Consider the following 22,095-nt stretch of genomic DNA (forward strand, 5'->3'; position numbering starts at 1 on the left):
GCTTCATGCGATACCCGTCACCCGGCGGCAGCGTTTCGCCGGCGTCGGCGAGGGCAACGCGTCGCCATCCGCAGTCCAAGCAACACTTCCTTCACGAACCCGCCGGATTTTGCGAACAGGGCCGAGTCCACCTATCTTGAACCAAAGTAAGCCTTACCTAACCTTTGAAAGTAGCCCGCGACGATGCCGCAATCCCCGACGCACGGCCCCGCTCCCGCAGGCGGCGCCGGAACGTACCGCGACCGGTGGGGAATTCCGCACTTGTGGGCAGAGTCCGCCAACCAGCTCGCCCGCCTTCAGGGCATGAATGCGGCGGCGGACCGCTCGTGGCAGATCGAGCTCGAACGCTGGCGCTCGGAAGGCCGCACCGCTGAAATGATGGGCGCGGACGGCCTCCACTGGGACCGCTTCGCCAGGCAGGCCAGGCTGGATGACACGGCGCGCCGCTGCTTCGAAGGACTCGACGACGGCACCAGACGGTGGTGCGAAAGCTACGTGGCAGGCATCAACCAGGCACTGGAAGACGGGCTGCGCGGCGGGCCCGAGTTCGAGGAATCGGGTACGGCGCCTACGCCGTGGCACGCGTGGACGCCGCTTGGCATCTTCCTGGTCCAGCACATCCTGTTCTCCACGTTCCCCAACAAACTCTTCCGTGCGCACGTGGCCAAAACACTGGGTCCCGATGCCGTGGGCCTGTTCAGCATCGAGGCCCCGGTCTGGTCCGGCAGCAACGCGTGGGCGGTCCACGGTTCCGCGACGGCAAGCGGCAGGCCACTTATCGCCGGCGACCCCCACCGCCTGCTGGAACTGCCTGGCGTGTACCAGCAGGTGCGGCTCGCGTGCCCGGAGTTCGACGCCATCGGGTTCGCCTTCCCCGGCGTGCCCGGGCTGCCGCACTTCGGCCACACCGGACACACGGCCTGGGCCATCACCAACGCCATGGCCGACTACCAGGACCTCTTCGAGGAGGAACTGCGGCGCGTCTCGGCGGGCACTGCGCCTGCGGGCACTGAGCCCGCCGCTTCGAGGCCCGCGGGCATCGAAGCGCGAGGCCCGCTCGGTTGGGAGCCCGCCGTCGTCAGCACGGAAACCATCCGCGTCCGCGGCGGCCGCCCCGTGGAGGTGGAGATTATCGAGACTGCCCGGGGTCCGGTCATTGCCGGAGGGCCCGACGGCGGCGCCCTGAGTCTGCGGTTTCCGGCGCGGGTGGAAGGGCGGCTGGGTTTCGAAGCCCTCCTGCCGCTGCTGCGGAGCCGTTCGGTGGCGGACCTGGAAGGGGCGCTGGCGGCATGGGTGGAACCGGTCAACAGCGTGGTCGCGGCCGACGCCTCCGGCACTGTCAGGCACTTCGTGGCAGGGCTGGTACCGGAGCGGAACCACGCTAACCGCCGGACACCCGTACCGGCACGGAACTCTGCATATTCCTGGACAGGCATATGTGCGCCGCTGCCCAGCTTTGACGTGACACACACTGCCGTGAGTGCGAACGACCGAGATGCCGGCGGCGGGGATGCGGTTGCCATGGAGTTCGCGCCGGCCCACCGCGCCCGGCGCATCCGCCAGCTCCTTGAAGCCCGAACGGGGCCGCACACGGCGGACAGCATGCAGGCGATCCATTCAGATACGTTGCTTGGACCCTGGCCCCAATACCGGGCTCTGCTCGGAACCCTCGATGGCGGTTCGCTGAGTCCCGCCGCGGTCCGGCTCCGCGCGCAGCTTCTGGCGTGGGACGGGCGCATGGACGCCGGCAGTACGGATGCGGCAGTCTTCGCAACGTGGCGCGGCCTCCTGGTCCGCGAGATTGCCCGGCACCCCGCCCTGGCCCCGCTCGCAGGACCCACGGGCTACGCGCCGGTGTTCGGGCCATGGCTGTCGGCGGCTTCGCGGGTGGGATTCGCCCTCGAAACCCTGCTTGTGCGGGGGTCCGAGCTCGGCATCAGCCCGGACGCCGCAGCAGCTGCGGCATTGGAGGAGGCTGCGGCATTGGAGGAGGCTGCAGCACTGGAGGAAGCTGCAGCACTGGAGGAAGCTGCAGCATTGGAGGAAGCTGTCCTGGGAGAAGCCGCGCGGGACGTTGCTGGCACACAGGGAAAAGGCTGGGGCAGGCGCCACCGGCTGCTGGCCGTGCACGAGCTCCCCGGCACGCTGGCCAACGCAGCGCCCACCGTGCCGCTGTCCGGCGACACCGGGTGTGTGCTGTCCACCGAAAGCCTGCCCGGAGTGGAAGACCGAAGCTTCCGCGGGCCGGTTGCCCGTTATGTGTGGGACCTGGCCGACCGGCAGCAGAGCCGCTGGGTTGTTCCTTTCGGCGCCGCGGGCACCCCGGGGCACCCCCATTTCGCGGACCAGCTACCGCTGTGGGCAGCAGGGGAATTGCTTCCCGTGGTCACGGACTGGACGCTGCTCACTCTTGATTCCGTGCCAGCCCCGGGCACCCCGCCCGGCCCGGGCTCCCCCGCAACTACCCGTCCTACGAAGCAACCCATGCCCACGAAGGAACCTATGCCTGCAAAGGAAATCATGACCGCCCCCACCCAGGACTTCGCCGTGCGGACAACTGTCTACGCCGAAGAGTTCGAAGGCCGGAAGGAGCTCCGGATCCTCCCTCTGGTTCCGGCAGAGGACATCGATCTCATCCATGGGTGGGTCAGCCAGCCCCGGGCCAGGTTCTGGGGCATGACCGGGCACTCCCGCGAGGACGTGCTCGAAATCTACGAGTTCCTCGACTCACTGGACACACACCATGCCTTCCTGGTCCTGCTCGACGGCGAACCAACGGCACTTTTCCAGACCTACGAGCCACTGCACGATCCCGTCGGCGAGGCATACCCTGCCCGTGAAGAAGACATCGGCATGCATCTGCTGCTGGCTCCGGCCACCCGGCCCGTCGCAAACTTCACGCCGCGGCTGGGCGCATCGCTCATCCGCTATATGTTCTCGACGCCCGGCAAGGACAGGATCGTTGTGGAGCCCGATGCCCGCAACGCCAAGGCCCGGCGCCGGCTCGAGGCCACTTGCTTTGAGCTCGGACCCGTGGTCCGGTTGGCGGAAAAGGAAGCCCAGCTGGCGTTCCTGACCCGTGCCGGTTTCGACCGGTCCGAGCCGCTGCGGTCCCGCTCAGGGCGCGGCTGACCCGCTAAACCAGCCCGCCGTCGACCCGCTAACGCCAGACGAAGTTCCAGGTCCCCATTCCGGCCGCGGCAACCACAGCGGCCGCAGCGATCAGCACGCCGCCCAGCACTACCCAGACGTCCAGCAGCGAGTAGGTCGATTCACGGGCCCACGTCCGCTGGCCGGTGCCGAAGCCGCGCGCTTCCATCGTGACGGCAAGCCGGGAGGCCCGGCGGATGGCCTGCACCAGCAGCCCGAAGCTCTGGCCGAGGGTGGCCCGCAGCCGCTGCAGCGGGCTGCCATGGGAGCCCACGCCGCGGGCCCGCCGGGCCATGCCGATGGTCTGCCATTCCTCGGCCAGGAGTCCAACGAGCCGCATGGCGGCCAGGGTGCCCAGGACAAAGCGGTGCGGCAGCCGGGCCTTCTGCGCCAGGGCGTCGGCAAGGTCGGTGGGATCCGTGCAGGTCATCAGCAGGATCGCGGGCAGCGCAATAGCGAGTCCGCGGAGCATAAACCCGAGCCCCAGCTGAAGCGAACCTTCGCTGATGGACCAGATCCCGACGTCGAGCAGTACAGCGCCGCTGTCCGCCGCGACGATCGCCGTGCTCCACCCGCCTACCGCTGCCGCCAGGATCAGCGGCCAGCCACGCTGCCAGAGCAGGCGCAGCGTGAGCCCGGCGAGCGGGAACAGCGCCAGCTCAGCCGCGAGCGCCACCGAGGCGGACACCCAGTCGATGGAGAGTGCCAGCACCAGGGTGATCAGGAACACCGAGCCGAACTTGGCCAGCGGGTTGGCCCGCGTCAGCAGCGCCTGGTTGCCGCGGAGGGTCAGGGTGTCCCTCATGCCGCCTCTGCTTCCTGGCGGGCGCCGCCGCGCAAGGCCGGGCCCAGACGCAGTTCGGCGCCGCCCAGGACGGCACTGAATTCTTCGTCGTGGGTCATCGAGACCACGGACGTCCCGGCGTCGAGCAGTTCAGACAGGAAGGAGGCGAGTTCTGCCCAGGTGTTGGCGTCCTGGCCGAACGTGGGCTCGTCGAGCACCAGCACCCGCGGGTGGGCAGCGAGGACCGTCGCCACCGACAGCCGCCGCTTTTCGCCGCCGGACAGCGTATACGGGTTGGCGTCCACAAGGTGCGTGAGGCGGAGCCGCTCCAACAGTTCGTCCACCCGTTCCTCGCCATGCCCCAGATGCCGCGGACCAAACATCAGCTCGTCCAGGACGCGCCCGGTGACGAACTGGTGCTCGGGCTCCTGGAACACCGTGCCGATGCGGGATATCAGCTGCTTCGCCTTCCACCTGAAGGGATCGATTCCGGCGCCTTCGGACAGTTCGACGGCGGCTGACACCTTCCCTGCCACCGGCGCCAGCAGTCCGGCGAGCGTCAGGGCGAACGTGGACTTGCCGGCGCCGTTGGGGCCGGTAACCGTGAGTGCCTGGCCGGCACGGACCTGCGCGGTGATGCCCGTTTGCACCGGCACCGGCGCGATGGTGCGGAAGCCGCGGCGGCGGGGCCGCTCGCGGGAGACTGCGACGTTCTCTGCGGCCAGCAGCAGCTGCCCGGCAACGGCGGAACCCCCGGCGGAAATGCCGCGCCGGGGACGGGTGGACGGAACATAGCCCGGCACCCACACTCCGGCACCGATCAGCATGTCCCGCGCCTCAGCGAGCACCCGGTCCGGCGGACCGTCCAGCAGCACGCCCGACGAACTGCCGGGAGCGCCGGAGGCCGCTGCCGAGCCCGGCTGCAGCACCACAATCCGGTCCACCACGTCTTTCCAGACGGACACCCTGTGTTCAACAACCACCATCGTGGCACCCGTCTTGTCGAGGCAACGGCCCACCGCGTCCCGCACCTCAAGGACGCCTGCGGGGTCGAGGTTGGCTGTCGGCTCATCCAGCAGGATCAGTCCCGGCCGCATGGCCAGGATGCCCGCCAGCGCCAGCCGCTGCTTCTGCCCGCCGGACAGGGCCGACGTCGGGTGGTCCAGCGGGAGCCGGGCGGCACCCGGGGATCCGACGGCACTGCGCAGCCCGACGTCGTCGAGCGCCTCGTGGACCCGCTTCCAGATCTCGTCCCGCGGAACAGCCAGGTTTTCGGCGCCAAAGGCGACGTCGTCGCCCAGCCGCGAGAGGACCACCTGCGTTTCAGGATCCTGCTGCATCAGCCCTGCACGGCCGCGCCGGCTCCGCGGCGCAACGCCGTCGATCAGCAGCGAACCGGTCTCGTCGGCGTCGTCCCCTTCATCCCCCAGCACCCCGGCGAGGGCGTGCAGCAGCGTCGATTTGCCTGCGCCGGAAGGGCCCAAAAGCAGCACCCGCTCACCAGGGGCGATGTCGAGGTCCAGCCCCTGGACGGCGGGGGCGGCACGGCCGGCGTGCCGCCAGCCCCAGCCACGGGCTGATACCGCAGCGGGGCGCACCGCGGAAGCGCCGGCGTCGAAAGCGGTCATCAGTTGAAGACGGGTTCCGAGAAGGCCTTCCGGGACGCGAAGGAGCTCAGGACGCCGGTTTTGGCGAGGCCGCGGGTGGCGATCCAGGACACGGCGCCGGCAATGACGGCACCGGAGATGGCGCAGAACAGAATGTACGCGGCCTTGTCGCCGGCCTCGTAGGCGATGTTCCAGCCCCAGGGCGCGAAGGAATCGTTCAGGCCGCAGAACAGTCCGGCGCCGGCGCCGGCGAGCAGGGCCACGGGCAGGTTGAACTTCCTGTAGGCGAAGGCGGCGAACACCAGTTCGGCGCCGAGGCCCTGCAGGATGCCGGAGATCAGCACGGTGGTGCCGTACTGGGAACCCATCATGAGCTCACCGGTCGCGGCCACGGCCTCACAGAACAGCGCTGCGCCCGGTTTGCGGATGATGAGCATGCCCAGCACGGCCGGAATCATCCAGCCGCCCGCGATCAGGCCTGTGAGGGGCGGGTAGGTGGCGTTCATCGGCGCGGACACCAGCGCTGCGCCCTGGGACCAGGCCCAGAAAATGACGCCGCCGGCGATGGCGATCAAAGCCGCCACCACAATGTCCACAACGCGCCAGGAATAGCTGGCCTTCTTGAGTCCTGCTGTTGTCATTTCTGCCTCCTGAGGTACAGGAGGGGAGAGTATTCGCGGTTTCGGCCCGGCCTGCGCCGCCCGGTTCCGGACACTCTGAGAAGCTCGACTCCCTTGCGCCGGTACTAACCGGATCAGGTTCGAGGGTCTGCGGCTGTCCGCACTCTCAGCGCCCATCCACCGGCTGCATCCCTGCAGTGCCCGACGGCGGCGCTCCCCTGTCGTAAATAAATCTGCCCTGATGGGCGTGACCCAGTTTACACCGCAGGAGCGGTAGATTGTGGGCCATGACTGCCGACGCCTCGAATGTGACCGTGTTCGATCCCGACTCCGGCGAAGCCCAGCCGCCAGGCTCGCTCGAGGCTCTGATCGCGCGGATAGAGGCTGAGGTCAGCGAGCTGCAGTTCCCCCGGTTTACCAAGGACGACGCCCTCAACCTTGGGCTGCTGCTGGTGGAGCTGGGCAAATCCCGGAAGCTGCCCATCGCCATCGACATCACCAAGGGTGAACAGGTCCTTTTCCATGTGGCCCTGGACGGCGCCACGCCCGACAACGGGCACTGGATCCGGGCGAAGCAGCGCACGGCCGCGCGCTACGACGTCCCGTCCCTGCTGGTGGGCCTGCGCGGAAGGCTGGGCGGCGGCCGGATCGAGGACCAGGGCTGGTACGACGAATCGACCTACGCGGCCCACGGCGGCTGCTTCCCGGTCTACGTCACGGGAGTCGGGGCGGTGGCGACGGTGGCTGTCTCCGGACTCCCGCAGATGCAGGACCACAACCTCGTGGTGGAGGCGGTGCGGGAAATACTGGCCTCCATGGGGCAGCCCTAGGTGCTGACCGCCGGCCTGATCACGTTAGGCTAAAGGCAGTCCCCGATCCGCCACAAGGAGTTCAACCCATGAACCTGTTCATCAAGCTGCTCGGCACAGGAATCAGCCTCGCCGCCGGGTTTGTCGGCACCAAGGTGGTTAATACCGTGTGGGAAAAGTCCACCGGCCGTAAGCCCCCCACAGGCAAGGACGAAGACACCCCCACAAGCCTGCGCTCGGCGTTGACGTTTGCGCTCATTTCAGCCTCGGTCAGCACCATCATCCAGGTCCTCGCCAACCGCGGCACGCAGCGGGCCATCACGCGTTTCGCCAAGAGCCAGGACATCGTCTAGTCCCGGCCGGGAATCAGTCCCGGCCGCCAGCGTCGGACGCGTTATCCCTGGACGACTGCGCGGCCTTCTCCACCACGGCATCCAGGTCATCGGAGCTGAGCAGCTCGCGGTGCAGGTGCTTGGTGCGGTAGCCGGAGCGGCCCACCATATGGGCGGACACCGGCACCGTCAGTAACTGGAAAATCCACGCCACCAGCAGCACCGGCCATACCCACAGCGTCCGCATCTGCAGACCGATGGCGGCAAGCAGCAGGAAAAGGCCCAGCACCTGCGGCTTGGTGGCCGCGTGCATCCGGCTCAGCAGGTCCGGGAAGCGCAGCAGGCCGACGGCGGCGGCCAGGGACATCAGCGCACCCACCACCAGGAAAACCGCCGTCAGGGTATCGATGATGCCATCCACCACGTTCGGTTCAGGACTCATGGGTCTGCTCCCGCCGGTCGGCCACAAAGCGTGCCACTGTGACCGAGCCGATGAAACCGACAACGGAAAGCGCCACGAGCAGCATCAGGTTGTTCAGGTGCCTGTTGACGGCCATGTCAACGCACAGTGCCGCGCCGAGGATGGCGAGCAGGACGTCGGAGGCCAGCACGCGGTCCAGCAGCGACGGGCCGCGGGCGATCCGGATGATGGCTCCCGCCGCAGCCAGCGAAAGAATGACTGCGGTGACAGTCAGGACGGTCTGCATCATGCTGCGGCCTCCTGCCGGACGAGTTCGAGTTCTTCCGGGCTGCCCATGATCCTGATCAGGCGGGCTTCGATGGAACGGACTTCGCTGCGCAGGTTCTCTGCGTCCTCTGGTGTGCTGACATTAAGCGCGTGCAGGTACAGGGTGGACGTTGACCGGTCCACTTCCACCACCAGGGATCCGGGGATCAGCGAGATCACGTGCCCCACGGCGGTGACGATCAGGTCCTGGTGGCTTCGCAGCCGGACAGCCACGACGGCGTTGATCACCTTCGGTCCGCGGATGGCCGCCAGGTACATCACCTCGATGCTCGCTGCCGCCACCCGCCACAGGAACTGCAGGGCGAAGGGCACGGCGTAGAGGATATTGAAGCGGCCGCTGAGTTCCACCGGGGGGAGGTAGAACATGCGTGCCACCAGCACGGACAGCAGCGCGCCAAAGAGCAGGTTGCCGGGGCTGAAGTCCTGCCACAGCGCACCCCAGACAATCACCAGCCAGACCAGGAGCGGAAGTTCCTGGCGCAGGGAAATCCGGCGGCGGCTCATTTGCCGCCTCCCGGCTTCAGCGCCAGCGGCGGAACCTCGGTGTCTTCACCCAGCACGGCCTGGATGTAGGAGGACCTGTCAAGCATTTCCTCGGCAGCCTGGTCCGAGACCCGGAACAGCGGCCCGGCGAAAACCGTGAGGGCCACGCCAAGGATCACCAGGCCGAAGGTGGAGCCCACCATGGTCCGCGGCAGCAGCGTGACGTTGTTGCGGCCCGCCCGACGGCCGGTGTCAGAATCCTCGGGTACGGCCAGCAGGACCGGATCCGGGTGTTCGGCGTCCGAGGGCTTGCGCCAGAAGGCACGGTTCCACACCCTCGCGACGGCCAGGAGCGTCAGCAGGCTGGTGACCACGCCGCCGATCACCAGGGCGTAGGCCAGCGGAGTGCCCAGTCCGATCCCGGCCTGGATCAGGCCCACCTTGCCCAGGAACCCGGAGAAGGGCGGAATGCCGGCCAGGTTCATCGCCGGCACAAAGAAGAGCAGGGCAAGCATGGGCGAGAGCTTGGCCAGGCCTGCCAGCCGGTCCACCGAGGAGCTGCCGCCACGCCGTTCGATCAGGCCCGTGACAAGAAAGAGGCTGGTCTGGATGGTGATGTGGTGCGCCACGTAGAACACGGCAGCACCCAGGCCGGCCACGGAAGACATGGCCAGGCCGAACACCATGTAGCCGATGTGGCTGACCAGGGTGAAGGACAGGAGACGTTTGATGTCGCTCTGGGCCAGGGCACCAAGGATCCCCACCACCATGGTCAGCAACGCCGCCACCATCAACGGAGTGTTCAGGCTGTCGCCGGGAAAGAGCAGCGTTTCTGTCCGGACCATCGCATACACACCCACCTTGGTCAGCAGGCCGGCGAACACCGCAGTGACCGGCGCCGGCGCGGTGGGGTACGAGTCAGGCAGCCAGAAGGAAAGCGGGAAAACAGCCGCTTTGATCCCGAAGGCCACCAGGAGCATCACGTGCAGCAGTGTCTGCGTTCCCTCATCCAGGTCCGCAAGCTTGACGGCGAGGTCCGCCATGTTCACAGTTCCGGTGGCCCCGTAGACCATCGCGATGGAGATCAGGAACAGGACGGAGGACACCACGGACACCACCACGTAGGTGACGCCCGCACGGATCCGGGGGCCGGTACCGCCCAGGGTCATCAGCACGTAGCTTGCGGTCAGGAGGATTTCGAAGCCGACGTAGAGGTTGAACAGGTCCCCGGACAGAAACGCGTTCGACACACCCGCCACGAGGATCAGGAAGGTCGGGTGGAAGATCGATACCGGGGCGTCCTGGTCGCCGTCGGCCATGCCCTGGCCGGTGGCGTAGATCAGCACCGCGAGGCTGACGGCGGAGGAGACCACCAGCATCAGGGACGAGAACTGATCCACCACCATGGTGATGCCCCAGGGCGGCAGCCACCCGCCGATGTTCACCGCAGCGGTCCCGCCGTCCCAGACCGACGCAAGCAGGAAGCACTCCAGCAGAAGCGTCAGGGACAGTACAGCGATGCTCACGGCCCGCTGCGCACGGGAGTGCCGGAACAGCAGGAAGGCCAGTGCGGCGCCGAGGATGGGAAGCAGGACGGCGAGCGGGGCAAAGCTTGCGATGTTCACTTCACACCTCCTTCGGGGCCAGGGGTCACGTTCCGTGAACCGGGTTGCTCTTCTGCGGCGGCATCTGCGGCCGGCATCTTCTTGGCGCCGGCCGAAATTTCTTTGCCGGACTCGGCGTCCCCGGAGTCGGGGCGGCCTGAGCCTGCATGGTCGGAGATGCTGCTGCCGTCGCTGCCAAGCATGGTCAGGGGGAATTCCGATGTTTCGGCCGGAATCGGGGCGTCGTCCTCGGCGTCGAACCGCGGCGTCTCGGCGACCCTGAGGTCCTCGATGTCATCCTGGATCTCATCCTGGCGGGCAAGGACCCACGTGCGGTAGATGATGCCGAGCATAAACGCTGTCACCGCAAACGAGATCACGATCGAGGTCAGGATCAGGGCCTGCGGAAGGGGGTCGGCATATTCGTTGGCACCGGTGTCCTTGTTGAAGAACGGCGCCAGGCCGGCGTAGCCACCCGTGGCCAAAATCAGCAGGTTGGTGGCGTTGGCCAGGAGCATCAGCCCCAGCAGCACGCGGGTGAGGCTGCGTTCCAGGATCAGGTAGATGCCGCACGCATACAGGGCACCCATCACAATCAGCAGGGTCAGGTTGACACTCATCCGTGGCCCTTCGCTGTGGTTTCGGTGGACATGGCCACGGGCTCGTGGCCTTCGGCGGGCCCCGCGGCGGCCAGCACGTCGCCGGCCAGGGCGTCCTCCGCGAGTGCTTCCTCGGCTGGTGCTTCCTCGGCGGGCCCGGACGTTTGTTCGTCAAAGTGTTCGTCGATCTCGGAGCCCAGGCTGCGCAGGACGTCCAGGACCAGGCCCACCACCACGATGTACACCCCGATATCGAAGAGGGTGGAGGTGACGAACTTGATGTCGCCGAATACCGGCAGCCAGATCTCAATGATGGCGGTCTGGAACACCTGGCCGCCCAGGAGCAGCGGCACCACACCCGATGAGGCCGCCGTCGCGAGCCCGATCCCCAGGAGCGTACCCGCACCCACCGGTGTGGCCTCCCGCAGTTCAAACCGGCCGCCCGCCAGGTAACGGATGGCGAGGGCAAGGCCGGCTGTCAGACCGCCGGCGAATCCGCCGCCCGGCAGGTTGTGCCCGGCCAGGAGGAGGTACAGGGAGAAAATGATCAGGGAGTGGAAGATCAGCCGGGTCACTACTTCAAAGATGATGGAACGGCGTTCCGGTGCTAGGGTCCGGCCTGCCACGATCCAGGCGTCCCGGGTCGACGCTGCAAACTTCCTGCTGATGGCCAGCGCCGCGGCCTCCCGCGACCCCGGATCCGCCGCGGCCCGCCGGCCTACGCTGCCCTCGGCAACGGTGGCGGAGAGCAGGTTCCGGTCGCCGCGGCCGCGGACGAAGATGAGGCTGGCGACGCCGGTGGCGGCGAGGGCCAGGACGGAAATTTCGCCGAACGTATCCCAGGCGCGGATGTCCACCAGCGTCACGTTGACGATGTTCAGTCCGCCGCCGCCTTCATACGCCAGGCGCGGGAACTCCAGTGACACAGGTGTCGCCACCCGTGCGTCCATGGCGAAGATGGCGGCGAAGACCATGGTGACGCCGAACGCCGCCCCGATGATCACGCGGACCACCCGGTACCGGCCGCCTGTCCGGTCCCGGAGTTCGGCCGGGAGGCTCCGCATCGCCAGCACAAAGGCCACCAGAATGATGGTTTCCACCAGCATCTGGGTCAGCGCAAGATCCGGCGCGCCCTGGAGGGCGAACATCAGGGCGATCCCGTATCCGGTCACCGACACCATCAGCACGGCGAGGAAGCGCCTGTTGGCCTTGACCGCGGCCAGGGCACCGATCACAATCGCCGCGCCCACCACGGGCTGGAGCGGCGAGTAGGGGTCGATGAAGTACAGGTTTTCCGGGATCGGCTTGCCCGCTACGAGCATGACAGTCAGCGGCAGTGCGAACGCCATGGACAGGATGACAGAGAGGTAGAAGTACAGCGAACCACGCTGCGTGCGGCCCGTGATCCAGACCGCGACGTCGTCCAGCGCGCCGATGGTGAGCTGGTACATGCGGTCGCCGTCGATCCAGCCGGGTACCCGGGACTGCGCACGGTCCACCAGCCTCCGGCCGAAGTGCATGGCCAGGCCCAGGGCGAACGTCAGCGCGGTGAGCCCAAGCGCCGGGTTGATCCCGTGCCACAGCGCAAGGTGCCCTGCCTGCTCGGCCGGGGTTCCGGCGTCGGGCGCGGTGGAGGCGAAGAGTGCCGCGTACGGCTGGATCCAGGCGTCCACCGGGGCAGGCCACAGGCCGTACACGATGCTGAGGAGGCTGAGAAGGGCGGGAGCGGCGAGGAAGGAAGGCTTGACCGCCTTGAACGGCGTGGGTTCCACCCCGGGTTTGACGGCGAACGCGCCCCACATAAAGCGGGCGCTGTAGGCGAAGGTGAGGATGGAGCCCAGCACGATGCCGGCAAGGACCACCATGCTCCAGGGCTCCCCGCCGTCGGCATGGTGGAGGAAGGCTTCCAGGACCGATTCCTTGGCCACAAAGCCTGCCAGCAGCGGGACGCCGGCCATGGACGCGGCGCCGATGCCGGCCACAATGCCGAGCGCGCGCGAGGAGCGGAACACGCCGGAGAGCTGGCGGACATCGCGGGTTCCGGACTGGTGGTCGATGATTCCCACCACCAGGAACAGGGTGGCCTTGAACAGGCCGTGTGCCAGCAGCATGGCGAGGCCGGCGAGGGCCGCGTCCGGCGTGCCCAGGCCCACCACCATGGTCAGGAAGCCCAGCTGGCTCACCGTTCCGTACGCCAGGATGAGCTTGATGTCCGTCTGGCGCAGCGCCCGGTAGCCGCCCACCAGCATGGTGGCCAGGCCCAGCCCAAGCACTATCGGCTGCCAGTACGCCACCTCCGAAAAGCCCGGGGCAAGCCTGGCGACCAAGTAGATGCCGGCCTTCACCATCGCGGCAGCATGCAGGTAGGCGCTGACGGGGGTGGGTGCCGCCATCGCTCCGGGCAGCCAGAAGTGGAAGGGAACCAGTGCGGACTTGCTGATGGCGCCCACAAGGATCAGGACGACGGCGGCAGCCACGATCGCGCTGCCTGGCCCGGTTGTGAGCGTGGGAGCCTGGGCGAGGATCTCCGAGATGCGGTACGTTCCGGCGGTGTGGCCCAGCATGATCAGGCCTACCAGCATGGCCAACCCGCCGGCGGTGGTGACCATCAGGGCTTGGAGCGCGGACCGCCTGGCCGCCAGCCTGGTGCGGGCAAAACCGATCAGCAGGTAGGACAGGATGGTGGTGAGTTCCCAGAAGATGAACAGCAGGAGAAGATCGTCCGCCACCACCAGGCCGAACATGGCGCCGGCGAAGGCGAGCAGCTGCGCCCCGAAGCCGCCCAGGTCCTGGTCCTTTGTGCCGAAATACCGGGCACAGTAGACAAGCACCAGGGCCCCGACGCCGAGGACAAGAAGGGACATCACCCAGGCCAGGGGGTCCAGCAGGAACGCGAATTCCAGTTTCAGTCCGGGGATCCACGGGTTGACCTCGGAGACAGCTCCGGCAGCCGAATACACCGCGCCGTGCTGGAAAAGCAGCCAGACAAAGGACGCAGCGGGCACAGCAGCCAGCGCATAAAAGGCGTTGCGGCCCCAGGCCCTGAACAGAAGGGGAGCCACAGCAGCCACCGTAAAGTGCACGGCAAGGACTGTGATCACTGTTTATCTCCGCAACGTCAGGGATTCGAATGTCAAAAAGTTAGGGCAGGCGGTCAGTCGTTAGGTTCGGTGGCCAGTTTACCAAGTGGTTTCAGGCTTTTTCCCCGCGCGGAAGGGCTGGCGGCTCGATTTTGCCGGGTGTCCGGCGTACCATGCCCGGCTTGTTCGCCACGGGCGGATACCATTCAGCCTATGAACACCGCCAGCGCCCCTCCTGAGGCCACGCAGCCGCCGTCGGAACTCGCGTCCGGAAACCAGCCGGCCGGTAAGGGCCGGGTGTTGGCCTGGGCCGCCTGGGACTGGGGTTCGGCGGCCTTCAACGCGGTCATGACCACCTTCGTCTTCACCGTCTACCTCACCTCCAATGCCTTCGGCGGCGAGGATCAGGCCTCGGCCGTGCTTGGCGGCGCCCTGGCCATCGCCGGCCTCGCCATCGCCCTGCTCGCTCCCGTGACAGGGCAACGCTCGGATAACGGCGGGCGGCGCAAACTATGGCTGGGCGTCAACACCGTGGCGGTGGCCGTCCTGACCGGGCTGTGCTTCTTTGTGTTTCCACGGCCCGAGTTCCTGCTCCTGGGCGTCGCCCTGATTGCCTTGGGGAACGTGTTTTTTGAGTTCGCGGGCGTCAACTACAACGCCATGCTGGCCCAGGTCTCCACACCGACGAACATCGGCAAGGTCAGTGGATTTGGCTGGGGCATGGGCTACCTCGGCGGCATTGTGGCCCTGCTGGTAGTGCTGCAGCTCTTTGTGCAGCCGAGCTTTGACTGGTTCGGCTCCTCCACGGAGGACAGCCTGAACATCCGGCTGGTGGCGGTGTTCTCCGCCCTGTGGTTCTTCATCTTCGCCCTCCCTGTCCTGTTCGCAGTGCCGGAACTCCCGCGGCCGGCGCGCGCCAGACCGCTGGGCTTCCTGGCCTCCTACGGCCTGCTCCTCCGCCGGATCAAAGCCATCTACGCCACCAGCCCGCACACCATCTATTTCCTCCTCGCCAGTGCCGTCTTCCGTGACGGCCTCGCCGCCGTCTTCACGTTCGGCGGCATCATTGCGGCCGGCACGTTCGGTTTTGAACTGTCCCAGGTCATTTTCTTCGCCATCTTCGGAAACGTGGTGGCTGCAGTGGGCGCCATCGCCGGCGGCTACCTGGATGACCGGGTGGGACCCAAGGCCGTGATCATGGGCTCCCTGGTGGGTTTGCTGCTCGCCGGCACCATGATCCTGGTTCTTGGCAACGGCGATTACGTCTTCTTCGGCACAGCGTGGGCCGGCAGCACCACCTTCTGGGTTTTCGGCCTGTTCCTCTGCCTCTTTGTGGGTCCGGCCCAGTCCTCATCGCGCGCCTACCTGGCCCGGCTGGCCCCCACCGGCGAGACCGGCGAACTGTTCGGCCTGTACGCCACCACCGGCCGGGCCGTCAGCTTTTTGGCGCCGGCGCTGTTCACCCTGTGCATCACGCTGGCCACACCGCTGGTTGCTCCCGGCGAGGCCCAACGCTGGGGCATCCTGGGCATTATGGTGGTGCTGCTCGCCGGCCTGCTGGTCCTCCTGCCGGTGAAGCCGCCGAACAAGACCTCCATCGCCCTGGTCCCTGCGTCCTGACGTGCGGCCATGCCCCGCGCCTGCCTGTTCTTCGTCCCGGCACGCCGCCCGAAAACTGCGTGCGAAGACTAGGCTGGAGGTATGAACGTGGACGAGACCGATCTCCCTGGCCTGGGCCGGCGGAAGGATTTCATGACGGCTTCCGGCCGCCGCATTGGCGTTGTGGAGCTGCGGGAGGGCCAGACGGAACTTATCGTTTCCACTTGGGACGATCCCGATACCTGTCAGGCCTCCATTCCCCTGACCGGGGATGAGGCAGCCACCTTGGGCAACCTCCTGGGCGGGCAGCACCTGGCCATGAAGCTGACCGAGGAGCACCGCGACGTTCCCGGCATCGTGACGCGGCAATTCTCCATTGCCCCGGATTCCCCGTTCCAGAACCAGCCCATGGGGAAGGCATGCATCCGCACCCGCTGCGGGGTCTCCATTGTGGCCATCATGCGCGAAGGCGAGGTGGTCCCGTCGCCCGGACCCGACGTTGTCCTCCATTCCGGTGACCTGCTCGTTGCAGTGGGAACGCAAGAAGGCCTCGATCTGGCGGCCGATATCCTCCGCAACGGCTGAACGCCATGGACCCTCTGGCCCTGACCCTCATTGAACTGGGGGCCGTTGTGTTCTGCCTTGGCCTGTTGGCCAGGCTGGCCGGACGGATCGGAATGTCACCCATCCCCCTCTATCTCGTGGGCGGACTCGCCTTCGGTGCGGGCGGGGTGGTCAAGCTTGATGGCATGCACGAATTCGCACATTTGTCGGGCGAAATCGGCGTGATCCTGCTTTTGCTTATGCTCGGATTGGAATATACGGCTGCCGAGCTTTTCACCGGTCTGCGCAGGTCCTGGCAGGCCGGTGTTCTTGACCTGGTGCTCAATTTCCTGCCGGGTGCCGGGATCGCCGTTCTCTTGGGATGGGGCCCGGTGGGCGCCATGGTTATGGGCGGCGTGACGTACATATCGTCCTCCGGCATCGCCGCGAAGGTCATCACGGACCTGGGCCGGCTTGGCAACCGCGAAACACCGGTGGTCCTCTCCATCCTTGTGTTCGAGGACCTGGCCATGGCCGTGTACCTGCCCATCCTCACTGCCACCCTCGCGGGCGTGAGCTTCCTGGGCGGGCTGACCACGGTAGCCATTTCACTGGCTGTGGTCACCGTTGTCCTGATGGTGGCGCTGCGGCACGGCCACCGCGTGTCCAAGGCGGTCCACAGCGAGAACTCCGAGGTGTTCCTCCTCAACCTGCTGGGCGCGGCCTTGCTGGTGGCCGGCCTGGCATCGGCCATGCAGGTCTCGGCGGCGGTGGGTGCGTTTATGCTCGGCATCGCCATCTCCGGGGCAACAGCCCACAGCGCCACCCGCATCCTTGAGCCCCTGCGGGACCTGTTCGCCGCTATCTTCTTTGTCGCGTTCGGGCTCAACACGGACCCTGCGTCCATCCCGCCGGTCCTGGGCTGGGCGCTCATCCTGGCCGTCATCACGGCGGCCACCAAGATGCTGACCGGCATTTGGGCGGCCAAGCAGGCAGGCATTGCCCGCCCCGGCCGGTTCCGCGCAGGCGCGGCCCTGATCGCCCGCGGCGAGTTCTCCATTGTCATCGCCGGCCTGGCCGTGGCCTCCGGTGTTGTCCCGGACGAACTCGCGGCACTTGCCACGGCCTACGTCCTGCTCATGGCCATCTTCGGTCCACTGGCCGCCCGCTACGTGGAGCCCGTGGTCAAGGCCTTCCGGCCCCCGGCCACAGAACCGGCCCGCGCATAGCTCCCCTCATCATCATCGAAAGGCGACCTCTCGCCGCTGAGACCGGCGCTTAGCGCCGGGATCTCCCCGCTCGATCCGCCACCCTGCGCGAACCATGGCATCCAGCACGCGGTGCGCACACCCGTCGAAGCCCCAGGTCCGCACGTGACCTGCCGTTACGGTCACGGACTGCCAGCCGGCTGCGGCGATCGACTCGTCCCGGCGGATGTCGGATTCGCGTTGCCGCGCCTCGAGGTGGTGCCGGCCGTCGTAATTGACGGCCACCTTGAATTTCGGAAACGCCATGTCCGGCCAGGCCAGTTCCCCGCCCGTCGGGTCAAGCACCACATAGCTCAGGGCCGGTTCCGGCAGGCCCACCCGGCCAAGAGCCAGGCGCAGGCGGGTCTCGGGTGCTGAATCGGCCCCTACCCGGCACAGTTCCAACGCCAGCCGCGCCTTCCTGATCCCCCGGACGCCCGGAGTAACAACCACCTGTTCCCGCAAATCATCGAGGGAACAGAACGCCTCTTTCCTGGGACCGAAGCTCCTCGCCTGGCTGCAGATGAAGTAGTCTCCCGCCGCCACCAGCGACTCAAAGTCCATGACCGCGGCCAGGTCCAGCCATGTCCGCGCAGGCGAGGTGACCGGGACGCCGTCGAGCATTGCCACATCCTGCGGGCGCAGGGACAGCCGGTGGCCCGCCACTCCCTTGCGCACGGGACGGGTCCGGCCGCCCGCCTTTGCCAGATGGACTGTCAGGTCATTTTGGAGGGGCAAAGGCAGCGGGCAGCCCCATAGCTGCGCGGCGGTGGCGAGGCAGCAGACTCCGCCCGGGGTCAGCGCGGACAACAGCGTGCAGGTGTGGTGAAGTGGTTGTTCCCGGCCCCAGGGGACGCGCACGCCCCGGCTGGCCACCCGGAGATCGCTCCGCCACGCACGCCCTGCCGGGACGCCGGCCTGGACTTGTTGTGCCAGGGTGAAGGAGCGTCCCGCAAGGTGGTCCGGGAGGGCTGAGGGCTGCCGCATGACCCATTGTTGGCACAGCCGCGGCGGGACCCTGCGGTTATCCACAGTGTGGAGGAGCAGTGCAGGGTTCGCCGCCACATCGACCGGCTAGATCTCGGCACTAAACCGGGGCTTTAGCGCCGAGACGTCGCCCCTCGAGGCACCCGAGACGTCGCCCCTCGACGTAGAAGTCCCCGAAGGAGCCCGGCTAAATCTCCGTGCGGTGGAAGTTCAGGTGGCTCCGGCTGGCGGTCGGACCGCGCTGGCCCTGGTAGCGGTTGCCGTAGTCGCCCGAGCCGTAGGGGTGCTCGGCAGCAGAGGTCAGGCGGAAGAAGCACAGCTGGCCGATCTTCATGCCCGGCCACAGCTTGATGGGCAGGGTGGCCATGTTGGACAGCTCCAGCGTGACGTGGCCGGAAAATCCGGGGTCGATGAACCCGGCAGTGGAGTGAGTCAGCAGGCCCAGGCGGCCCAGGGATGACTTTCCCTCAAGCCGCGCGGCGATATCCACCGGCAAGGTGACGGTCTCGTAGGTGGAGCCCAGGACAAATTCGCCGGGGTGCAGGATGAATGCCTCACCGCGTTCAACTTCCACCAGCCGGGTCAGCTCAGGCTGCTCTTCCGCGGGGTCGATATGGGCGTACTTGTGGTTGTCGAAAAGCCGGAAAAACCGGTCGATCCGTACGTCCACCGACGATGGCTGGACCATCGCGGAATCGTAAGGTTCGAGGACAATCCGTTGGGAGTCTATTTCGGCACGAATATCGCGGTCACTGATCAGCACGCCTCCCAAATTACTATGCGTTGTCCACAGGGCACATTCTTTCGTTGTTGCTGTCGCCTAGTGGGGCTAATGTTGCCTCAGAATGACAGCCGCCGGATGGTCTCCCGGCCGGTACAACTGAACTGAACTGATCTGGGGTTGGTTTGAGAAAATTTGCGGCGCCTGCCGTTGTGGCAATGCTGTGCGCCCTCGCTCTGGTGTCCCCTGCCGCGGGCCTGTATCACGGCCCGCCCGGGCACCAGCCGTCAGCCGCTGCAGTCAGCGCAACAGGGCCGCGAAGCGTGACCCTGGGTGCTGCAGGAACGGCCGACGACGCCGGCTCACCCGGAGCGGACACCGGCACCGGATCCCCGCTCGCCCCTGCCGTGGAACCTGTGATCACGCGGGCGTCGCCCGCGGGGGACCAAACCCCGGCCGGCACAACAGCGGCACAATCGGCCGAAGTGACAGCCCCGGTGACCACATCCTCCGAACCCCTGCCGCCCGAGGCGCCTTCCATCCCGCCGCTCTGGGCCCCCGAGGACGAGCTGGCACAGAACAACACCCTGGTTCCCGCCCCGCAGACCTTCGCCGCAGAGTCCCCCGCCTCCGAGGGACTTGCCACCGAAGCGCTGGTCCCGGACAGCAACGCGGCCGCCATCCTGACAGTCTTCAACAAAATCAATGAGTACCGGGTGGCAAACAAGCTGGCGCCGGTCAAGTACCACCCCACGGTGGCAGGGCTGGCGCAGGAGTGGTCCAACAGCATCGCCTCCCGCGACGTCATCGAGCACCGCGCGAGTTTCTGGACCGACGCCCGTGCCATGAGTCCGAGCAGCGCGGGCGAGGTGATCGCCATCCGCACAGACCGCGATGCAGCGCTGCTGGTGGAGTGGTGGAAGGGATCACCGGGCCACAACGCCATGTTGCTCGATCCGCGGTTCAACGTCATGGGCGCGGGAATCTCCTACACGGACAGCCTGTACAGGATCTGGGGCGTGGTGAACTTCTTCGGCTACACCACGCTCCCGGCCGGTACCGTGTCCTCGCCCGGCGGCAGCACCAGCGGCACAGTCTTCCCTCCAGCCACGCCGACCATGTGCGATCCGACCGTCAAGCACATGCCGCCAACACTGGATCTGAGCAGCGCGGCAATCACCAGCGCCGCCGACCTCGTCTCCGTGAATACAGGCGGCGAGCTCATCAACCGCCCCTCCACCGGGAACAGGACGTACGGCCCCGCAAAGGTCATCGACTCCTTCTTCAGCAACGTCAAGGAAGTCTTCGTCACCGACTGGGACCGTAACGGTACCTACGACATCCTCGCCCAGTGGAACGACGGCCGGCTGACGCTTCATCCCGGGTATGCGGGCGGCGGCTTCGGCGCTGCGGTCACTCTCGGCCAGTCCGGCTGGGCCGGCCTGACCCTCGCCGTCGGGGGCTGGTGCGCCAACAACCGCCTACCGCAACTCGTCGCCCTGGACACGTCAGGCAACCTGTGGCTCTACCCGAACGCCGGCATGGGAGACATGTCCTCCCGCACGCTGATGGCCGGCGCGGTAGCGGCCACCAGGCTGGCGATGGTGGACTACGACGCCGACGGTTTCCAGGACATCCTGGCAAGAAGGTCCGACGGCGTGGTGCAGCTTTACCGCGGCGCCGGAACACCGGCGCCGCGCGCCGAAGCCCGGCCCACGGTCGCCACCGGGTGGGGGGATGTTACCGGCATCCGGCCACTGCGGGACGTCACCGGCCTGAACTCGACCGGGGTGGCGCTGCGCCGCGCGAATGACGTGGTGCAGTACTGGGACCTGACCGGCGGAACCCTTGCATCGCCGTCGAACATTCCTGGAACCTGGGCGGGCCAGCGGCTGGCGCAGTAGTTGCCGGGCACCGGCTGGCCAGCGAACGGTGCCGGAAGCCGGAGAAAGCGGGAAACTAGGCGGCTGAGCGGACTAGGCGGCTGAGCGGACTGCCAGCACGTCCTTGAGACGCTCCAGCTGGACCACCTCAGCCTTCATGGCCCGCTGGATGCCTGTGTTAATCAGGCCGAGGAGGCCCTTGGGCTGGTAGTCGAGGGCGAACCGCACGCGGGTTCCTGCCGGTTCAGTGCTCAGGTAATACCCGCCGGAGGGTCGCGACTGCCCGGCGATGGTCTGGAAGCGGATTTCTGCACCGGGCCTGGCCTCGGTGATTTCGAAGTCGGCCGCAACCGTGAGCCCGGCCCGGCCCGCCACGGTCTGGCGATACACCGCACCCTTGGTCTGTGCAGGGCCGGATGCCAGGCTGATGCTGCGGATGCCGGTGCGCCACTGCGGCAGGTTCATGCCGTCGATCAGGAAGCTGTAGACGTCCATGGCGTCACGCGGAATGAGTACCTCGTGTTCTGCAAATGCCATGGGAAAGATCCTTTGGGTAGCGTCGGGCCAGCGGTGATAGCCCGCCCCACCCCCATGACACTGCAGCTAACGGGTTCACAGTAGCCAGTGGCTTTGGCCCGCACGCGGCAACGGGCGGGGCCGTTATTGAAGAGTTACTGGATGACGCCGCGCGGCAGGATCTAAGGCAGACACGGTCCGCCCCTCGGGCACCGTTGCCGGCTCAGGGACGCAACTGCGCTAAGCTAAGTTCTGCCCCGCGCACACGGGGCCACGCGGCTGTAGCTCAATGGTAGAGCGCTAGCTTCCCAAGCTTGATACGCGGGTTCGATTCCCGTCAGCCGCTCCAATGACAGGCAGATTCCGCCGTCTTCAGACGTTCTTCGCCTTCCTGACCGCACGCTCCACAGCCTTCTTCAGCGCCGCCAACCGGGCCGCCTCCTGCTTCCGATAGGCACCCTCCTTGGCCGCGGAAAACATCCGGCCCAGCCCCTTTGGGGTGTACTGCGCGGTGACAGTCAGCCGCGTGCTGTCTGCAACCGGGTACACCACGCACGTGCACGTCATCGTCTCAGCGCGGGTCTCATGGGTCTCGGTCCAGGAGCGGTCCTGCACCTCGTCCTGGACGTGCACGGGAACCCCCTCCTGCCCGGGAACGGCGGCGCGCGCCTCACCGTCCACGCAAAACGCGTAGACCTCCTGCCGTCCACAGGGGATAAGGACGGTACTTTCGATCGTGATGGATCCCATGGTGCTGTTCCCGTAATTCCGCAGGGTCTGCCC

20 protein-coding genes, 1 tRNA gene and 1 riboswitch are annotated in these 22,095 nt (G+C 67.1%); of the genes, 8 read left to right on the top strand and 13 right to left on the bottom strand.

What is annotated here, in order from left to right; all coding sequences use genetic code 11:
* Positions 1 to 183 precede the first annotated feature (183 nt).
* Positions 184 to 3,132 (top strand): GNAT family N-acetyltransferase, encoded by a 2,949-nt coding sequence (locus IDT60_RS18720; RefSeq protein WP_191080204.1) that lies wholly within the window; start codon positions 184 to 186, stop codon positions 3,130 to 3,132.
* Positions 3,133 to 3,160: 28 nt separating this feature from the next.
* On the opposite strand, the gene IDT60_RS18725 is transcribed toward IDT60_RS18720, so the two are convergent.
* From IDT60_RS18725 to IDT60_RS18735, 3 genes are read right to left on the bottom strand one after another with little or no spacing between them, the layout of a single operon-like run.
* The gene (locus tag IDT60_RS18725; protein WP_191080205.1) at positions 3,161 to 3,955 is read right to left on the bottom strand and encodes an energy-coupling factor transporter transmembrane protein EcfT; all 795 of its coding nucleotides are present in this window, start codon (positions 3,953 to 3,955) and stop codon (positions 3,161 to 3,163) included.
* Positions 3,952 to 5,562, bottom strand: coding sequence for an ABC transporter ATP-binding protein (locus tag IDT60_RS18730; protein ID WP_191080206.1), 1,611 nt, complete (start codon positions 5,560 to 5,562; stop codon positions 3,952 to 3,954). Before IDT60_RS18730 ends, IDT60_RS18725 begins: the two co-directional genes overlap by 4 nt.
* Complete coding sequence (locus IDT60_RS18735; RefSeq protein ID WP_164204288.1) at positions 5,562 to 6,182, bottom strand: ECF transporter S component; 621 nt, start codon at positions 6,180 to 6,182, stop codon at positions 5,562 to 5,564. Before IDT60_RS18735 ends, IDT60_RS18730 begins: the two co-directional genes overlap by 1 nt.
* A gap of 72 nt (positions 6,183 to 6,254) precedes the next feature.
* Positions 6,255 to 6,391: riboswitch (TPP riboswitch) on the bottom strand.
* Between the two features lie 57 nt (positions 6,392 to 6,448).
* Between IDT60_RS18735 and IDT60_RS18740 the strand changes: the two genes are divergently transcribed.
* Together IDT60_RS18740 and IDT60_RS18745 are read left to right on the top strand one after the other, a co-directional pair.
* Positions 6,449 to 6,991, top strand: a complete 543-nt coding sequence (locus IDT60_RS18740; RefSeq protein ID WP_191080207.1) for a heme-degrading domain-containing protein — start codon at positions 6,449 to 6,451, stop codon at positions 6,989 to 6,991.
* A gap of 68 nt (positions 6,992 to 7,059) precedes the next feature.
* Positions 7,060 to 7,323: a DUF4235 domain-containing protein gene (locus IDT60_RS18745; RefSeq protein ID WP_164204283.1), complete on the top strand. Its 264-nt coding sequence runs from the start codon at positions 7,060 to 7,062 to the stop codon at positions 7,321 to 7,323.
* A gap of 13 nt (positions 7,324 to 7,336) precedes the next feature.
* On the opposite strand, the gene mnhG is transcribed toward IDT60_RS18745, so the two are convergent.
* The 6 genes from mnhG to IDT60_RS18775 are packed head-to-tail and all read right to left on the bottom strand — an operon-like array spanning position 7,337 to position 13,837.
* A complete protein-coding gene (gene mnhG / locus IDT60_RS18750; protein WP_164204281.1) occupies positions 7,337 to 7,744 on the bottom strand; it encodes a monovalent cation/H(+) antiporter subunit G in 408 nt (135 codons plus the stop codon).
* A complete protein-coding gene (locus IDT60_RS18755) occupies positions 7,734 to 8,012 on the bottom strand; it encodes a monovalent cation/H+ antiporter complex subunit F (RefSeq protein ID WP_164204279.1) in 279 nt (92 codons plus the stop codon). The genes mnhG and IDT60_RS18755 overlap by 11 nt, the downstream gene beginning before the upstream one ends.
* Positions 8,009 to 8,554 carry a Na+/H+ antiporter subunit E gene (locus IDT60_RS18760; protein WP_191080208.1) on the bottom strand — a complete coding sequence of 182 codons (546 nt, stop codon included), beginning with the start codon at positions 8,552 to 8,554 and terminating at the stop codon, positions 8,009 to 8,011. The genes IDT60_RS18755 and IDT60_RS18760 overlap by 4 nt, the downstream gene beginning before the upstream one ends.
* Positions 8,551 to 10,158 carry a Na+/H+ antiporter subunit D gene (locus IDT60_RS18765; RefSeq protein WP_191080209.1) on the bottom strand — a complete coding sequence of 536 codons (1,608 nt, stop codon included), beginning with the start codon at positions 10,156 to 10,158 and terminating at the stop codon, positions 8,551 to 8,553. The genes IDT60_RS18760 and IDT60_RS18765 overlap by 4 nt, the downstream gene beginning before the upstream one ends.
* The gene (locus tag IDT60_RS18770) at positions 10,155 to 10,757 is read right to left on the bottom strand and encodes a Na(+)/H(+) antiporter subunit C (protein WP_191080210.1); all 603 of its coding nucleotides are present in this window, start codon (positions 10,755 to 10,757) and stop codon (positions 10,155 to 10,157) included. Before IDT60_RS18770 ends, IDT60_RS18765 begins: the two co-directional genes overlap by 4 nt.
* Entirely contained in the window at positions 10,754 to 13,837 is a 3,084-nt protein-coding gene (locus tag IDT60_RS18775; RefSeq protein WP_191080211.1) for a Na+/H+ antiporter subunit A, read from the bottom strand. Before IDT60_RS18775 ends, IDT60_RS18770 begins: the two co-directional genes overlap by 4 nt.
* A gap of 192 nt (positions 13,838 to 14,029) precedes the next feature.
* Here IDT60_RS18775 and IDT60_RS18780 point away from each other — a divergent pair, with 192 nt between their 5' ends.
* From IDT60_RS18780 to IDT60_RS18790, 3 genes are all read left to right on the top strand, one after another.
* Positions 14,030 to 15,436: an MFS transporter gene (locus tag IDT60_RS18780; protein WP_191080212.1), complete on the top strand. Its 1,407-nt coding sequence runs from the start codon at positions 14,030 to 14,032 to the stop codon at positions 15,434 to 15,436.
* 81 nt (positions 15,437 to 15,517) lie between these two features.
* A complete protein-coding gene (locus tag IDT60_RS18785; RefSeq protein WP_164204265.1) occupies positions 15,518 to 16,000 on the top strand; it encodes a cation:proton antiporter regulatory subunit in 483 nt (160 codons plus the stop codon).
* A 5-nt stretch (positions 16,001 to 16,005) separates the two neighbouring features.
* Positions 16,006 to 17,187, top strand: coding sequence for a cation:proton antiporter (locus tag IDT60_RS18790; protein ID WP_191080213.1), 1,182 nt, complete (start codon positions 16,006 to 16,008; stop codon positions 17,185 to 17,187).
* A gap of 12 nt (positions 17,188 to 17,199) precedes the next feature.
* Here IDT60_RS18790 and IDT60_RS18795 read toward each other — a convergent pair whose 3' ends face one another.
* Together IDT60_RS18795 and dcd are read right to left on the bottom strand one after the other, a co-directional pair.
* Positions 17,200 to 18,192: a hypothetical protein gene (locus IDT60_RS18795; RefSeq protein WP_191080214.1), complete on the bottom strand. Its 993-nt coding sequence runs from the start codon at positions 18,190 to 18,192 to the stop codon at positions 17,200 to 17,202.
* A 187-nt stretch (positions 18,193 to 18,379) separates the two neighbouring features.
* Positions 18,380 to 18,955: a dCTP deaminase gene (gene dcd / locus IDT60_RS18800; protein WP_164204259.1), complete on the bottom strand. Its 576-nt coding sequence runs from the start codon at positions 18,953 to 18,955 to the stop codon at positions 18,380 to 18,382.
* 143 nt (positions 18,956 to 19,098) lie between these two features.
* On the opposite strand from dcd, the gene IDT60_RS18805 reads away from it, so the two are divergent.
* A complete protein-coding gene (locus IDT60_RS18805; protein WP_370590705.1) occupies positions 19,099 to 20,817 on the top strand; it encodes a CAP domain-containing protein in 1,719 nt (572 codons plus the stop codon).
* A gap of 72 nt (positions 20,818 to 20,889) precedes the next feature.
* On the opposite strand, the gene IDT60_RS18810 is transcribed toward IDT60_RS18805, so the two are convergent.
* A complete protein-coding gene (locus IDT60_RS18810; protein WP_191080215.1) occupies positions 20,890 to 21,333 on the bottom strand; it encodes an SRPBCC family protein in 444 nt (147 codons plus the stop codon).
* A gap of 254 nt (positions 21,334 to 21,587) precedes the next feature.
* On the opposite strand from IDT60_RS18810, the gene IDT60_RS18815 reads away from it, so the two are divergent.
* A tRNA-Gly gene (locus IDT60_RS18815) sits at positions 21,588 to 21,661 on the top strand.
* Between the two features lie 23 nt (positions 21,662 to 21,684).
* Here IDT60_RS18815 and IDT60_RS18820 read toward each other — a convergent pair.
* Complete coding sequence (locus IDT60_RS18820; protein ID WP_191080216.1) at positions 21,685 to 22,062, bottom strand: hypothetical protein; 378 nt, start codon at positions 22,060 to 22,062, stop codon at positions 21,685 to 21,687.
* Positions 22,063 to 22,095: the final 33 nt, after the last annotated feature.

This window comes from Pseudarthrobacter sp. BIM B-2242, from assembly GCF_014764445.1.
Lineage (GTDB): Bacteria > Actinomycetota > Actinomycetes > Actinomycetales > Micrococcaceae > Arthrobacter > Arthrobacter luteus_A.